The 14,623-nt window shown below is 50.7% G+C and carries 13 protein-coding genes and 1 riboswitch; of the genes, 2 read left to right on the forward strand and 11 right to left on the reverse strand.

The window, feature by feature from the left end; all coding sequences use genetic code 11:
- Position 1 precedes the first annotated feature (1 nt).
- Positions 2-1,444: an Asp-tRNA(Asn)/Glu-tRNA(Gln) amidotransferase subunit GatA gene (gatA, locus tag LCM29_RS07910; RefSeq protein WP_224861851.1), complete on the reverse strand. Its 1,443-nt coding sequence runs from the start codon at positions 1,442-1,444 to the stop codon at positions 2-4.
- An 11-nt stretch (positions 1,445-1,455) separates the two neighbouring features.
- Complete coding sequence (gene gatC / locus LCM29_RS07915; RefSeq protein WP_012727041.1) at positions 1,456-1,746, reverse strand: Asp-tRNA(Asn)/Glu-tRNA(Gln) amidotransferase subunit GatC; 291 nt, start codon at positions 1,744-1,746, stop codon at positions 1,456-1,458.
- 216 nt (positions 1,747-1,962) lie between these two features.
- Here gatC and LCM29_RS07920 point away from each other — a divergent pair, with 216 nt between their 5' ends.
- On the forward strand, positions 1,963-3,666 hold the full coding sequence (locus LCM29_RS07920; protein WP_224861853.1) for a methyl-accepting chemotaxis protein: 1,704 nt from the start codon (positions 1,963-1,965) through the stop codon (positions 3,664-3,666).
- 40 nt (positions 3,667-3,706) lie between these two features.
- Here LCM29_RS07920 and LCM29_RS07925 read toward each other — a convergent pair whose 3' ends face one another.
- From LCM29_RS07925 to LCM29_RS07935, 3 genes are all read right to left on the reverse strand, one after another.
- A complete protein-coding gene (locus LCM29_RS07925; RefSeq protein WP_224861855.1) occupies positions 3,707-5,068 on the reverse strand; it encodes an alanine/glycine:cation symporter family protein in 1,362 nt (453 codons plus the stop codon).
- A 238-nt stretch (positions 5,069-5,306) separates the two neighbouring features.
- Positions 5,307-5,744, reverse strand: coding sequence for a thioredoxin-dependent thiol peroxidase (bcp, locus tag LCM29_RS07930; RefSeq protein ID WP_214786010.1), 438 nt, complete (start codon positions 5,742-5,744; stop codon positions 5,307-5,309).
- A 12-nt stretch (positions 5,745-5,756) separates the two neighbouring features.
- Complete coding sequence (locus LCM29_RS07935) at positions 5,757-6,560, reverse strand: hypothetical protein (protein WP_224861857.1); 804 nt, start codon at positions 6,558-6,560, stop codon at positions 5,757-5,759.
- A 171-nt stretch (positions 6,561-6,731) separates the two neighbouring features.
- On the opposite strand from LCM29_RS07935, the gene pruA reads away from it, so the two are divergent.
- Positions 6,732-8,276, forward strand: coding sequence for an L-glutamate gamma-semialdehyde dehydrogenase (gene pruA / locus LCM29_RS07940; RefSeq protein WP_224861859.1), 1,545 nt, complete (start codon positions 6,732-6,734; stop codon positions 8,274-8,276).
- A 39-nt stretch (positions 8,277-8,315) separates the two neighbouring features.
- Here the strand turns inward: pruA and LCM29_RS07945 are convergent, their stop codons facing one another.
- The 6 genes from LCM29_RS07945 to LCM29_RS07970 form a co-directional block, all read right to left on the reverse strand.
- A complete protein-coding gene (locus LCM29_RS07945; RefSeq protein WP_224861861.1) occupies positions 8,316-9,551 on the reverse strand; it encodes a GAF and HD-GYP domain-containing protein in 1,236 nt (411 codons plus the stop codon).
- 126 nt (positions 9,552-9,677) lie between these two features.
- Entirely contained in the window at positions 9,678-10,142 is a 465-nt protein-coding gene (gene ribE, locus LCM29_RS07950) for a 6,7-dimethyl-8-ribityllumazine synthase (RefSeq protein ID WP_214745735.1), read from the reverse strand.
- A 5-nt stretch (positions 10,143-10,147) separates the two neighbouring features.
- Positions 10,148-11,323, reverse strand: a complete 1,176-nt coding sequence (gene ribA, locus LCM29_RS07955; RefSeq protein ID WP_224861863.1) for a GTP cyclohydrolase II — start codon at positions 11,321-11,323, stop codon at positions 10,148-10,150.
- Positions 11,323-11,964: a riboflavin synthase gene (gene ribE, locus LCM29_RS07960; protein WP_224861865.1), complete on the reverse strand. Its 642-nt coding sequence runs from the start codon at positions 11,962-11,964 to the stop codon at positions 11,323-11,325. Before ribE (LCM29_RS07960) ends, ribA begins: the two co-directional genes overlap by 1 nt.
- The gene (ribD, locus tag LCM29_RS07965) at positions 11,964-13,028 is read right to left on the reverse strand and encodes a bifunctional diaminohydroxyphosphoribosylaminopyrimidine deaminase/5-amino-6-(5-phosphoribosylamino)uracil reductase RibD (RefSeq protein WP_224861867.1); all 1,065 of its coding nucleotides are present in this window, start codon (positions 13,026-13,028) and stop codon (positions 11,964-11,966) included. Before ribD ends, ribE (LCM29_RS07960) begins: the two co-directional genes overlap by 1 nt.
- 153 nt (positions 13,029-13,181) lie before the next feature.
- Positions 13,182-13,323: riboswitch (FMN riboswitch) on the reverse strand.
- An 80-nt stretch (positions 13,324-13,403) separates the two neighbouring features.
- On the reverse strand, positions 13,404-14,216 hold the full coding sequence (locus LCM29_RS07970) for an undecaprenyl-diphosphate phosphatase (RefSeq protein ID WP_224861869.1): 813 nt from the start codon (positions 14,214-14,216) through the stop codon (positions 13,404-13,406).
- Positions 14,217-14,623: the final 407 nt, after the last annotated feature.

Here is a 14,623-nt window from a genome sequence, read left to right on the forward strand (position 1 = left end):
CTTAGAGCTGTGGCATCTTGAAACCGCCGTTTGCTTGTTCAAAAGCATGGGCCACGCGGTAAAGTGTTGATTCATCAAAGTAGTTCCCGATAATTTGAAGACCGACCGGAAGACCTTCTGAAAGACCTGCCGGGACCGAGATCGCCGGGATACCGACCAAGTTGACCGGAATCGTCATGATATCGTTCGCATACATCGTGAGCGGATCGTCGAGCTGTTCGCCTAGTTTGAACGCTGTCGTCGGTGCAGTTGGTCCAACGATGGCATCATACTCTTCGAACACTTTCGCGAAGTCCTGCTTCATGAGGGTACGGACTTGTTGTGCTTTCTTATAGAACGCATCGTAATAACCAGAGCTGAGCGCATATGTCCCAAGCATGATCCGGCGTTTGACCTCGTCACCGAAACCTTGTTCACGCGAATACGTGAACACTTCGTCGAGCGTGTCCGCTTCGGCACGACGTCCGTAACGGATACCGTCGAAACGAGCCAAGTTCGAAGAGGCTTCTGATGATGCGAGCAAGTAGTAAGCCGAGAGCGCGTACTTCACGGACGGAATCGATACCGTCTCGATCGTCGCACCGAGAGACTTGAGCGTCTCAATCGCTTTTTCAATCTGTTCACGGACGCCTGGCGCGACGCCTTCTGCCATGAACTCTTCCGGGAGGGCAAACTTCATCCCCGTCAAATCTTGGTTGAGCGCTGCCGTATAGTCCGGCACCTCGACCTCGGCTGACGTCGAATCCATGTCACAGTGTCCCGCAATCGTATTCAATAAGTAAGCATTGTCTTCAACGGTACGCGTGAGCGGACCGATTTGGTCAAGTGACGACGCGAAGGCAACGAGGCCGAAGCGTGAGACGAGACCGTATGTCGGTTTCATACCGACGACACCGCAATAAGCGGCCGGTTGACGAATCGAACCACCCGTATCCGAACCGAGGCTAAAGAGGACTTGTCCAGCTGCGACCGATGCCGCTGAACCGCCTGAAGAACCTCCTGGTACACGTGTCGGGTCCCATGGGTTACGGACCGGTTTGAACGCCGAGTTCTCGTTCGATGAACCCATTGCAAACTCGTCCATGTTCAACTTGCCGATTGTGACGGCACCGGCGTCATGAAGACGCTCGACGACTGTCGCATCGTGGGCCGGGACGAAGTTCTCGAGGAACGTCGAGGCACATGTCGTGCGCATCCCTTTTGTGACGATGTTGTCTTTCACACCGATTGGCATCCCGAAGAGCGGATCTTCTGATGTTTTGGCGAGCTCGTCCATGCGTTTCGCTTGCTCGAACGCATCTTCATTGAGCGTCAAAAACGCACCAATTTTGTCATCTGTCGCTTCGATGCGGTCAAATGACTCTTTGACGAGGTCTGTGACCGTGACTTCGCCTTCTTTTAATAGCGTGTGCAGCTTCGCTACACCGTGGTCAAATAAACTCATGAAAGGCCTCCTTACTCAAAGACCGCAGGGACACGGACTTGACCGTTCTCCCAGTCAGGTGCCATCCGTTCGACTTCCTCACGTGGAAGCGATGGACGAACCTCGTCTTTGCGTAGTACGTTTTTCAAATCTAGGGCATGGGTCGTCGGTTCGACGCCCGTTGTATCCAGCTCATCGAGTTGCTCGGCGAACTCGAGAATTTTTGTCAATTGCTCCGTGAAGTGCGTCACTTCTTCATCCGTGATCGCAAGTCGGGCAAGTCCGGCAACGTGCCGAACTTCAGCTTCTGTAATACGAGCCAAAATTCCCACCTCCAACAGTTTTCAATACATCGTTCATTATCATACCACTTTTTCATAAGACAAAAAAGGAAATCTATCTCGTTCTAAATTGTCTCATTTTTATGAAACTAGGGGAATCCTCCCCGAATATTGACCCGCTTTCCAAATCAGCTATACGGTCGAAGCGCGATTCTGATTATGCTTATGTATAGAAACGATTCGTTAAGGAGGAATCATATGTCGATCCGAAATAAACTGATCACCGCTTTCAGCATCATGTTCGTTTTACTTCTCGGTGTAAGCGGTTACTCTTGGTATGCCTTGAACGCCTCAAAAGCGGCTCAAGAAGATATGACCGTCTCCTGGGTACCGGGGATGGACCAAATCCATCAAGTCGATAAACAATTGCTCGAAATTCGACGCCACCTCATTCGTCACGCCCTCGTCGACGATGCGGTGACGAAACAAAATATCGAGCGAGACATTCAAGCATCCGTTGCGATTTTAGAACAGCGGATGGATGGCTATGAAGCGACAATTATTATGGAAGAGGATCAACAGCTCTTCGACCAAGCTAGTGCGAACTGGAACGACTTCCAGACTGTCATGACCGAACTTATCCGTATTTCAAATGAAGAAGGTGAAGGAGCTGCGGAAGAATACATTCGTGATACGGCTACCGCAAGCGCGGACACGCTCTCGAACGCTCTCGGTCTTCTTGTCAACTTGAACCGTGAAGAAATTCAAACGGACACAGCTGCAGCGGCTAAGATGTTTGAACAGGTCCAGCTGACACTTCTCATCGTTCTCGGGGTCGCGGCTGTCATGACCATTCTCATGATGCTCTTCATCTTCCGTTCGATCTTTGAACCACTCAAAGAGTTCAAGACGAAGATGCACGAACTCGCAACGAGCGAAGGCGATTTGACGACGTCGATTCCCGTGAAACGTCGTGACGAGTTCGCAGGACTTGCCCGTGACTTCAATCAGTTCATCGCCAACTTACGTCAGTTGATTTTGCAAGTGAACGATGTGACAACAGGCGTGACGAAACAATCAACCCATATGTATGACGAATTGAAAGAACTCGATACGTATATGACGACGACTGCGGCGACGACCGAAGACTTGACCGCCGGCATGCAACAGACGGCCGCGAGCGCGCAAGAGATGAACGCGTCTGCGTCGGATATGGAACGGACGATTCATCATATCGTGACGATGGCTGATGAGCGAAAAGTCGAAGCCAAACAGATTGATGAACGCGCCCTCTCTCTGAAGTCGCATGCGGTGGAAGCGAAGGAGAACGCCATCAGCGTTCTGCAGTCGACACGCACGAACTTAGAGAAAGCGATGCAAGACGCCAAAGCTGTCCGTGAAATCGCAACGCTCACGAACGATATTCTCGACATCGCCGCTCAAACGAACCTGCTTTCCCTCAATGCTTCCATTGAGGCAGCGCGTGCCGGTGAGGCCGGTCGTGGATTTGCCGTTGTCGCTGATGAGATTCGAAAACTTGCCGAGACGAGCCGAGCGACCGTCGAACGCATCCAAGCCATCTCGACGACCGTCCTCCATTCGGTCGATCATTTGAATGAAAGCTCAGGTCAGATGCTTCACTTCCTCGATACGAACGTGTTGAAAGACTATGACCAACTCGAGGAGGCGGCCGGCCAATATAGCGAGGACGCGGGACGTTTTGAGACGACGGCGACCGAGTTCGCCGCTGCCGCGGGTGAGCTTGAGCTATTGACGTCGAATATGATCGGCGTCATTCAAGACGTGGCGACGACCGTCAATAATGGTGCTCTTGGGACGCAAGAGATAGCTGAAAAAGTGACGATGTCCGTCGATCGCTTCGCTGAATTGAACCGAGCGACCGAACAGTCACAACAAAAGATGGAAGAACTCGATTCATTGATTCGACAATTCAAAGTATGACAAAAACCCGCCGACACGTGCTGTTCGGCGGGTTTTCTAATCAGGCGGCAGACTGCGCCGCTTCTTTTTTTCGTTCGAGTTCGAATCGTTTTGTCTCGGCGACGACGACACCCGACAGGAACAAGAGTCCAATCAAGTTCGGAATCGCCATGAGACCGTTGAACACATCCGAGATGGACCAAATCAAATTCAAGTTCGTCGTCATCGCACCGAGTCCTGCGACTAAAATATAGAGGACACGATACGGGACGATCACTTTTTCCCCGAGTAAATAGTATGCAGAACGTTCCCCGTAATAACACCAGCCAAGGACGGTCGAATAGGCGAAGAAGACGAGTGAGACCGTCACGATGATTTCACCAATCGGTCCTAAGAAATAGGCGAATGACGCTTGCGTCAAGGCAATCCCTTCGAGTCCTTCCGTATATTGACCACCCATGACAATCGTGAGTCCGGTGATTGAACAAACGATTAGCGTATCAATCAACACCTGTGTCATCGAGACGAGTGCTTGTCGTCCCGGGAAGTCGGTCTTCGCTGCCGCGGCCGCGATCGGTGCAGATCCAAGTCCTGCCTCGTTAGAGAACACACCGCGCGCGACCCCGTAGCGAATCGCGGCACCTAACGCACCCCCACCGATGGCTTCGGCACTGAATGTGCTCGAGAACATCGTCGATAAGGCACCCGGTACCAATTCAAGGTTCATGATGAGAATCACGAGCCCGCTTCCGACATAAGCAAAAATCATGAACGGGACGAAGATCCCGACGACTTTTCCGATCGATTTGACACCACCTAAAATGACAAACGCTGTTACCGCCATCATGACGATTCCTGTCACAACCATTGGGACGTTGAACGAATTGTTCAAGGCGAGACTGATTGAGTTCGTCTGTACCCCGTTCCCAATCCCAAAGGCTGCGACCGATGCGAATAAGGCAAACAACATGCCAAGCCACTTTTTCTTTAGCCCGTGTTCTAAGTAATACATCGGTCCCCCGGCAATTTCGCCTCGTTCATCGACGACACGATATTTGACCGCCAGAATGGCCTCCGCATATTTTGTCGCCATTCCGACAAAACCGGATAACCACATCCAAACGACTGCGCCCGGTCCCCCGAGGACGATTGCCGTCGCGACACCGACCATGTTTCCGGTACCGACCGTGGCCGCCAATGCCGTCATCAACGCCTGGAAATGCGAGATGTCCCCACGTTGTTTCTTCTTCGGTTGCTCATTCTTTGGAATAAAGGCCTCTTTCAAGCCGACACCAAGCCTCGTTACTTGAATAAAGCCGAGACGGACGGTCAGGAAGATTCCTGTCCCGACGAGTAAGATTAATAAATGTGGCCCCCAGACGAGATTTGATAAACTCGACAGCCAACTTTCAATTTGATTCACTGTGTTGCTCTCCTCCTACGTTCTTGATTTGAGCGCTCTCCCTATATTTTTCAGAACATTCACAATCGAGTCAAGGTACACCACAAAAAGAAAGCGTTCTCAATACGTTATATAATTGTAATATTTTCCCTGACCCCTTGTTCTTAAGAGCTTCTTAAAATTTATTTCGAAATATGTTTGTAATATATTTAAGAATAAATAAGCACCGATTTCAAATGAAATCGATGCTTGATTCTCGTTACGAACGGATGGCAGACACGACCTCTTCAACGTGTCCCTTCACTTTGACGTTACGCCACTCTTCTTGAATATAGCCGTCTTCATTGATCAGGAACGTCGAACGGACGATGCCGTAATACTCTTTCCCGTAATTTTTCTTCAGTTGCCAAACACCGTACAATTCAGACACTTCATGATTCTCATCGACGAGCAAGTCGAACGGCAACTCATTCTTCGCGATAAAGTTCTGGTGCTTCTTCTGACTGTCCGCTGAAATCCCGATGACGACCGCGCCTTCCATCTTCGGCATCGCATCACGGAAATCACACGCTTCCGTCGTGCAACCCGGTGTCGAGTCACGAGGATAAAAATACAAAACGACTTTCTTGCCTAAATAATCTTTTAGCGAGACCATCTCTCCATTTTGGTTTGGTAATGAAAATGTGGGTGCGAGCATCTGTTTTCCTCCTTAACCGAACGACGGGTCGACGAGTTGTTCGTCGAAGCCATCGATCGCTTCCTCTAATTTTGTCTTCAATGGATCGAGAACTTCGATATACTCGATTGGATCTTCAGTGGCGGCCGCTTTTCGAAGCGTCTCTTCATTGTCGGTGTACCACGTCTCATACGCTTTAAAGTAATCGGCCATGATCGCTTGGTTCTCTTCGACCGTCAACGTCTCCGCCATTAAGAGAAAAACGTTATTGTCCGCCTCGAGTGCCGTATAGTCGGTCTGGGCGTTGACTCGGTCGTAGATCGGTCCTGCCTCATCTTCCGGAACCTCTGCAAGACGGGCGTTCGCTTCTGCGTTGACCCCATATTCGTTTGCCTGTATCCCGATGAGGAGCTCTCCGACTTCGGCGATGACGTCCTCTGGTAACGCAGTCGGCGTGATGACGAGCGACCAATCGTCACCTTCTTTCACAGCGACTTTACTGAGTCGGTTCGGGAGCGGATTGCCGTCTTGGTCGACCATTTCATGAACGAGAAACGCCACGTCTTCGTCCTCGTTGACCCAACTCTCATAGATGTCACCCGGGGCAAGCTGACGCGTGACGGCACCGGTCGCCGGAATGTCAGTCAAGCGACCCGCGTAGTCGATGGCTGCGAGCGCATCGGCATCGCCCGATTCGAGCGCCGTTTGATAGTCCGCATATACTTCCGTGACGGCGTCAGGCAATGCGCGTTTCGTTTCTTCTATAACCGTCTCTTCGTCGTTCCCACATGCCCCGAGCGTGAATACGAGGAGGAGCGGAATAAGCCATTTTTTCATGTTGTTCGTCCTTTCTAAAGCCGTGTTCTCCCCCATCCTACCATGTCTCGAATTGTCGCTCCAATGGCGTGTGTTTCTGGAAAATTGTTTCACTAGGATTTCTACGATAATTTCGATACAATACAGACGTAAGCGCTTTAACGCTCAACATCACTTTAAGGGGGAACGAGAATGATTCCATACAAACATGAACCATTCACAGACTTTACACAAAAAGAGAATGCCGATGCGATCCAAGCGGCAATCGAGAAAGTGAACGGTGAGCTCGGGAAAGACTATCCGCTCGTAATCGGTGGGGAAAAGGTTACGACGGAAGGTAAAATCACGTCTTACAACCCAGCGAACAAAGAAGAAGTGATCGGTCGCGTCTCAAAAGCAAACCAAGAGCTCGCAGAACGTGCGATGCAAGAAGCACTCACAGCATTTGACTCATGGCGCCACGTCGATCCAGCCGTCCGCGCAGACGTCTTGTTCAAAGCAGCGAACATCGTCCGTAAACGCAAGCATGAGTTCTCAGCTTATCTCGTCAAAGAAGCAGGTAAGCCATGGAACGAAGCAGATGCGGATACAGCAGAAGCGATCGACTTCATGGAATACTATGCACGTCAGATGCTCGAACTCAAACCTGGTAAGAAAGTCGAGAGCCGTCCAGGCGAATACAACCGTTATGACTACATCCCACTCGGGGTCGGGATCGTCATCAGCCCATGGAACTTCCCGTTCGCAATCATGGCCGGTACAGCTGTTGCGGCAATCGTAGCCGGTAACACGATTCTCTTGAAGCCAGCTTCAACGACACCAATCGTTGCTGCGAAATTCGTCGAAGTGATGGAAGAGGCAGGTCTTCCAAAAGGTGTTCTCAACTTCATCCCAGGACCTGGCGCAGAAGTTGGAGACTACCTCGTCGACCATCCGAAAACTCGTTTCATCAGCTTCACAGGATCGCGTGATGTGGGACTCCGCATCAACGAACGTGCTTCTAAGTTGAACGAAGGTCAAATCTGGCTCAAACGCGTCATCGCAGAGATGGGCGGAAAAGATACAATCGTCGTCGACGAGTCAGCGGATCTCGAACTCGCAGCACAATCGATCGTCAAATCGGCATTCGGTTTCTCAGGTCAGAAATGTTCAGCTTGTTCACGTGCCGTCATCGTTGACAGTGTGTATGACACGGTACTTGACCGCGTCGTCGAACTCACGAACGAACTCTCTGTAGGAAACACAGAGAAGAACGAACACTTCATGGGACCTGTCATCGACGCAGCAGCCTTCAAGAAAATCACATCGTATTTCGATGTGGCAAAAGAAGAAGGACGCATCGTCGCAGGTGGAAGCGCCGATGACTCAACAGGCTACTTTATCGAGCCGACGGTTGTCGCAGACGTCGACCCGAAAGCACGTCTCATGCAAGAAGAGATCTTTGGACCAGTCGTCGCCTTCACAAAAGCGAAAGACTTCAAAGAAGCGATCGACATCGCGAACAACACAGAATACGGTTTGACAGGTGCAGTGCTTACGCGTGACCGCGCAAACCAAGAGTTCGCTCGCCAAAACTTCCACGTTGGTAACCTTTACTTCAACCGTGGTTGCACAGGCGCAATCGTCGGCTACCAGCCGTTCGGTGGATTCAACATGTCAGGAACGGATTCAAAAGCAGGTGGACCGGATTACATCCAACTCCACATGCAAGCGAAAACAACATCTGAAACATTCTAATCAACAAGGAGACGTTCCCTCGGGGGAGCGTCTCCTTTATTAGTGTGCTTTAAAAGTCTGATCGAACATGATGGCAATCTCTTCTTGATGGAGCAGGAACAGATCAAACAGCGTCGGATCGAACGCCCCTTTCATGTCTTTCATCGCGACAATCGTATCGTCATGGGAGAAAGCAGGTTTATACGGGCGAACCGTCCGTAACGCGTCATAGACGTCGATGATGGTGACGATTCGGGCCGCGAGTGGGATTTCCTCTCCCTTCAACCCTTTGATATATCCTGTCCCGTCCCAACGCTCATGATGATAGAGCGCGATCTGATAAGCCATTTGGATAAAGTAGTTTTGAGGGAACTGTATCTGGAGATCCTTCAACACTTCACCCCCGACGCGCACATGATCTTTCATGAAGACCCATTCCTGGTCGGATAACTTATTCGCCTTCAGTAAGATCGAATCTGGTACAGAAATCTTCCCGATGTCATGAAGCGGTGCCGCGAGTCGAATTCCTTCGATGAAGAGTGGCGACACGTCCGGGTGATGATGGTCATATAAAATCGTCGCAAACAGCGTCGACAAATCTTGTACCCGCTCGATATGGTTCCCCGTCTCATTGTTACGTAGTGCGGACAGCCGTAACAACGTCCGGACGAGCCCCTCTTGATAATCGATCAATTCTTTTTCCCGCTCGGCGAGGATACGCTGTGCTTCTTCCCGTCCTGCTTCGATCCGGTGCCGTTCGACCGCACCGAGAAGGGCGTTACTGAAATCTTGCAGTGCCTGTTGCTCGTATTCCGTGTACGTTCGCTCCGAGACGACGGAATCAAATCCGACGAACCCTTGGCACGTCTTGCCTTGCATCATCGGGACCGCCAGCAAGCTTTGAATCGACTGCGGTTCGAGAATCCCGCGGACGACACTAGTTTCTGGTAAATCTGCCACGCGTGGAATGTACATCGTCTCGCCTGCCACGTGAGTGTTGACCCATTCGGGCAGCACGTCGATCGGCACGTCTTGAAGATTGTCCATCTCGGCGGTGATGCCCTCGGCGCACCACTCGAACGTGTTGTGACAAACCTGATTCGTGAAATCGTAATCGAAGACATAGACGCGGTCGACCGCGAAATAATGTCCAAGTTCGGCTAGCGACTGGTCAACCCGCTTTTTGAAATCCGCAATCTCTGTTGTTAAAAAGCGATTGAGGAGTGACGAAAGCAGGTGATGGAGTCGCTCTTGTTGTTGTAACTGTAACGTCAATGATTCATGCGAAGTTGCCATGTGCCAAACCTCCCTTTTGTCTGGAATATATGCAATCGTTCCATGAGTTTATTTTACCCAATTTTCAGTCTTTTTACCCTGCTTATCCCAATTGAAAAACCGGGCGACGATGCACCCGGTTCTTCCTCACACTTGCTTCAATAAATTCGCCATTTCAATGGCTGATGTTGCAGCTTCCCAGCCTTTATTTCCTGCTTTCGTACCAGCCCGTTCAATCGCCTGCTCGATCGTCTCCGTCGTCAATACGCCAAAGATGACTGGGACCTCCGATTGATAGCTCGCTTGCGCGATTCCTTTCGCCGCTTCGTTACACACGTAATCAAAGTGTGGTGTCGCGCCACGGATGACGGCCCCTAGCGTGATGACCGCATCATATTTTTGACTCATCGCCATTTTTTTCGCCACGAGTGGGAGCTCAAACGCACCCGGGACGAAAGCGAGTGACACGTCCTCTTCTTTCACGCCATGACGCTTCAATGCATCTTTCGCACCGTCTAGAAGACGCATCGTGATCAAGTCGTTGAATCGACCGACGACGATTCCAATCTTTAAGCCTTCTCCTACTAAATTACCTTCAAATGTATATGTCATCTCATTTATCCTCCAATATGGTTCATTTTGAGTTGTTTCGTCATACGATATGATTCATTCGCTTCGTGTGCACCGACGTGAAGCGGGACACGCTCGACGACGGTGATGCCACATGATTCTAAGGCATCGACTTTTTCAGGGTTGTTCGTCATGAGTCGTACACGGGTCACCCCGAGGTCACGGAGCATCGCCGCACTGACACGATAGTCACGCATGTCGGGATGGAATCCGAGTGCCTCGTTCGCCTCGACCGTATCCAACCCTTCCTCTTGTAAGGCATAGGCTTTCAGTTTGTTCACGAGTCCGATGCCTCGCCCTTCCTGACGCATATAGAGAACAATGCCCGACTCCTGTTCGATTCTCTCGATGGCGGCATCAAGTTGCGGACCACAGTCACATCGGAACGACCCAAAGACGTCTCCCGTCAAACATTCGGAATGGATCCGAACGAGCGGAACGTCTGTAAGCGTCTCGGTCACGAGGGCCACATGCTCTTGTCGGTCGAATCGGTTTTCGTATCCAATCATTCGAAACGTCCCTTTCGATGAAGGGAGTGACACGTCCGCTTCACGCGTGACAAGGCTCGTCTCCATATACTGGACCAATGCTTCGATTGTGATGAATGCCAATTCGTGACGTTTTGCGACTTCGACCAAGTCCGGGACGCGGGCCATCTCCCCGTCTTCTCGAATGATTTCGCAGATGACGGCTACCGGCTCACTACCAGCAAGGCGTGCCAAATCGACGGATGCTTCTGTGTGACCACGACGCACCGAGACCCCTCCTTTTTTGGCGATGAGCGGGAAGAGATGTCCCGGTCGTTGAAAGTCAGAAGGACGTGACGATGGGTTTGCTAATTCACGAACGGTGTGGGAGCGCTCGCTCGCCGAGATACCTGTCGTCGAATCGATATGATCGACACTGACCGTGAACGCCGTACCATGTGGGTCCGTGCTATTGGTTACCATTGGTGCAAGTTCAAGGCGCGCCGCCACTTCTTCGGCGACGGCCGCACAGACGAGTCCTTTCCCTTCCGTGATTAAAAAGTTCATCGTCTCGGATGTCATCTTGTCACCGAGCACGACAAAGTCACCTTCATTCTCACGATTCTCGTCATCGATGACGATGATCGGACGTCCGCGTCCTAATTCCTCAATGGCCCGTTCAATCGAATCAAACATTACCATTCCGCCTTTCCATAACCTTGTGATGCCAAAGATTCGAGTGTCATCTTCGACTGTCCGACTAGTTTTTCCATATATTTTGCCAACAAGTCACATTCCAAATTGACGGGGTCACCGACGTGCTTCGACCCGAGAACGGTCTCACTATACGTGTGCGGGATCAACGACAACGTAAACCCACGTTCCGATACATCGAATACGGTCAGACTCGTTCCGTCCACCGAAATCGAGCCTTTCGGCACGATGTAGGGGAGAAGCGAAGGGTCGCATTGAATGTCGACATATACGGCATTTGCGAGTGGACGCTTCTTGGTGATGCGCCCGACGCCGTCAACATGTCCGGACACGAAATGCCCGCCGAATCGCCCGTTCGCCGGCATCGCTCGTTCGAGATTGACGCGCGTTCCTGGCTTCACGCCATCGAGACTGGATGCTTTCAGTGTCTCTGGCATCACATCAACGGCGAATGTTGACGCATCAAACGTTGTGACCGTCAAACAAATCCCATTTACCGAAATGCTGTCGCCGATTTTTACGTCATCGAGCACCTTTGCCCCCGATAGGACGAGCCGCAAGGACGGACCGTTTCGTTTCACCGCTTTGACCGAACCGATTTCTTCTACGATTCCTGTAAACATCAGAGCGCCCCCTTTCGAAGGACGACTTTCAGATCAGGTCCAATCGTCTCGACCTGCTGAATCTCAAAACGAGAAATCGCATCCAGCGAACCTTCCTGTTGTGAACGGTAAACACCGTTTTTCCCGCCGAACACGCGTGGTGATTGATAGGCAACCCATTCATCCACGTACCCTCCGTCAAGAAGGGACGTGACAAGTGTCGGTCCCGCCTCGATCAATAAGCGTCCAACTCCGTTCGCGTAAAGTGTCTCGAGCACGTTTCCGAGCGACGTATAATCGAATAACTCGATTCCCATGGCACGTGCCTGTTCCCGTTTTTCTCTGTCGTCTGACGAGGTGAACAGGAGCACCGGGACGTCTTCAGCCGTTCGGGCAAGCGTGCTCGCAAGAGGCAAGCGAAGGTCACGGTCGAGGACGACTCGCTTCGGTTGACGTGTCTCATGGTCCAATCGAACGGTCAGTGCCGGATCATCCGCTAGCACCGTTCCAATTCCCGTTAAAATCGCATCGGTTTTGGCACGCAGTTCATGGACGTCACGACGAGCTTCCGAACTCGTCACCCATTGACTCTCACCGGAATCCAAGGAAACTTTTCCGTCAAGACTCGTCGCCGTCTTTAAGATGACGTATGGTCGCTTCGTCTCAAGCGCCCGTAAGAACGCTGGATTCAGTGCCCGCGCCTCCTCTTCAAGTAAACCGACTTCCACCTCGACGCCAGCCGACTTCAGACGCATGATCCCTTTTCCCGCAACGAGTGGGTTCGGGTCTTTCATGGCGATGACGACTCGTTTGACTCCGGATTCAACAATCAAGTCGGCACACGGTGGTGTCTTTCCATGATGCGAGCACGGCTCAAGTGTGACGTACAGTGTCGCCCCGTACGCTGCCGCACCTGCCATCTTGATGGCGTGAACCTCGGCATGCGGTTCGCCCGCCTTGAGATGGGCACCTAGCCCGACGACGCGACCGTCTTTGACGAGAACGGCGCCGACGAGCGGGTTCACACCCGTCTGTCCGTCGGCAGATTTCGCCAATTGGATGGCTTGTTGCATGTACTGTTTCATCGTTCTCCCTCCTTTTTTCCGTACAAACAAAAGACCCTAAGGAACGGTCCTTAGGGTCTTGGTGGGAGGGTTTCGTCGTTTTTGGACAAGCCAAATAAACGTTTTCTTTACAGAAAAGCGTACGACGAAGCACAGGTCACGCGGACCTGTTTTTTGTTCCTTCTCCCATCCAGACTATACTGTCGGCTCTAGAGTCTCACTAGATCCACCGTTCGCACACGTGCGCCCGGGTCACGGACTTAGGGCATGGCCCATCACCGCCGGTTGGGAATTTCACCCGACCCCGAAGGAATATTTGTTTGTACAGATTTACTGTATCGCAATTGTTTTTATTTCGCAAAACAAAAAACGCTACCCGTGAGAGTAGCGTCTCGATTATGCGAGAAAGAGGGCGACGAGAAGCCCGACAATCCAGCAATAATAGGAGAAATACTTTAATTCACCTTTTGCCATGATGTGCTGGAACCACTTCAACGAAATCGCAGTCAACACATAAGAGGCGATAAATGCCAAGATGAGCGGACCGAACAAGTCACGTGTTTCTGGGTTCGTAAATAATGCCGGACCGTCCAAGATCATCGTCCCGAGACTGATTGGAATGAACAAGAAGAACGAAAAGCGAAGTGCTGATTCCTGCTTGATCCCGAGCAACATCGCCATGACGATGGTTGCTCCAGAGCGACTGATTCCTGGAATGAGCGCCACCGCTTGGGCGAGTCCAATCAAGACGGCGTCACGTAACGTGATCCCGCCGTCTCCTTTATTCCCGCGCATGTTTCGAATGAACCAAAGCGCAAGACCCGTGATGATGAGCGTGTATCCGACCGTCGCGACGCCACCGAGTACTTCTCCGATCCAGTCACCAAAAATGACACCGAGCACACCGGCCGGAATCGTTGCGACGAGGAGCAATCCGATAAACTTCACATCGACCATCGTCTCATCTGTCCGGTCTTTCTTGAAGAGGAACGTCCATAAACTGACGATGAGGCGGACGACATCTTTACGATAGACCGTCAAGACCGCGAGGAGCGAAGCAAAATTTACGAAAACTTCAAATGACAATCCCGGCAAGTCGATGTTAAATAATTCTTGGAAGATAACAAGATGTCCGCTCGATGAAATCGGGATCGGCTCCGTGAATCCTTGGATCAATCCGAGCAACGTATAAAATAACCAAACTGTCATAATGGTAATCCTCTTTTCTGTTTTTCACTCAATGCGCCTATTTTAGCAGAATTGGACTTTCGTTGACCAGCTGTTAAAAATTTTTTGATGTAATTTCAATATTCGATTGATTAGTCTGAAAATTAAATTTATTATAGAAGGGTACTCATCTGGAGCGAAGGCGATGACCCCATTTCTCCAGTTGGGTACTTTTTTATAAAAATATGACATTTTTGGTTGATTAAAACTTTTTGTTTACATTTATCTCGAAATTCGATTTAATTTGTAATAGAACTGTTACCATTTTTTGAAATGTTTATCTGTGACTTTAGACCTATCCAATTCTTAGAAATTGTTTAATATTTTTCAAAATCACGTTAATAAATCCGAAAAACCATCCGATAGTATGATTGTAGGAGCATTTTTTT

Origin of the sequence: Exiguobacterium aestuarii (assembly GCF_020171655.1) — a bacterium.
In the GTDB taxonomy this organism is placed as follows: Bacteria; Bacillota; Bacilli; order Exiguobacteriales; family Exiguobacteriaceae; genus Exiguobacterium; species Exiguobacterium aestuarii_A.

What these genes read in the sequence shown, in the direction of transcription:
- ribA (WP_224861863.1), bottom strand. Translation starts at nt 11,323, where the DNA reads ATGTTTGATTCGATTGAACGGGCCATTGAGGAATTAGGACGCGGACGT.
- ribE (WP_214745735.1), bottom strand. Translation starts at nt 10,142, where the DNA reads ATGACATATACATTTGAAGGTAATTTAGTAGGAGAAGGCTTAAAGATT.
- bcp (WP_214786010.1), bottom strand. Translation starts at nt 5,744, where the DNA reads ATGCTCGCACCCACATTTTCATTACCAAACCAAAATGGAGAGATGGTC.
- LCM29_RS07945 (WP_224861861.1), bottom strand. Translation starts at nt 9,551, where the DNA reads ATGGCAACTTCGCATGAATCATTGACGTTACAGTTACAACAACAAGAG.
- pruA (WP_224861859.1), top strand. Translation starts at nt 6,732, where the DNA reads ATGATTCCATACAAACATGAACCATTCACAGACTTTACACAAAAAGAG.
- ribD (WP_224861867.1), bottom strand. Translation starts at nt 13,028, where the DNA reads ATGAAACAGTACATGCAACAAGCCATCCAATTGGCGAAATCTGCCGAC.
- ribE (WP_224861865.1), bottom strand. Translation starts at nt 11,964, where the DNA reads ATGTTTACAGGAATCGTAGAAGAAATCGGTTCGGTCAAAGCGGTGAAA.
- gatA (WP_224861851.1), bottom strand. Translation starts at nt 1,444, where the DNA reads ATGAGTTTATTTGACCACGGTGTAGCGAAGCTGCACACGCTATTAAAA.
- LCM29_RS07970 (WP_224861869.1), bottom strand. Translation starts at nt 14,216, where the DNA reads ATGACAGTTTGGTTATTTTATACGTTGCTCGGATTGATCCAAGGATTC.
- LCM29_RS07935 (WP_224861857.1), bottom strand. Translation starts at nt 6,560, where the DNA reads ATGAAAAAATGGCTTATTCCGCTCCTCCTCGTATTCACGCTCGGGGCA.
- LCM29_RS07920 (WP_224861853.1), top strand. Translation starts at nt 1,963, where the DNA reads ATGTCGATCCGAAATAAACTGATCACCGCTTTCAGCATCATGTTCGTT.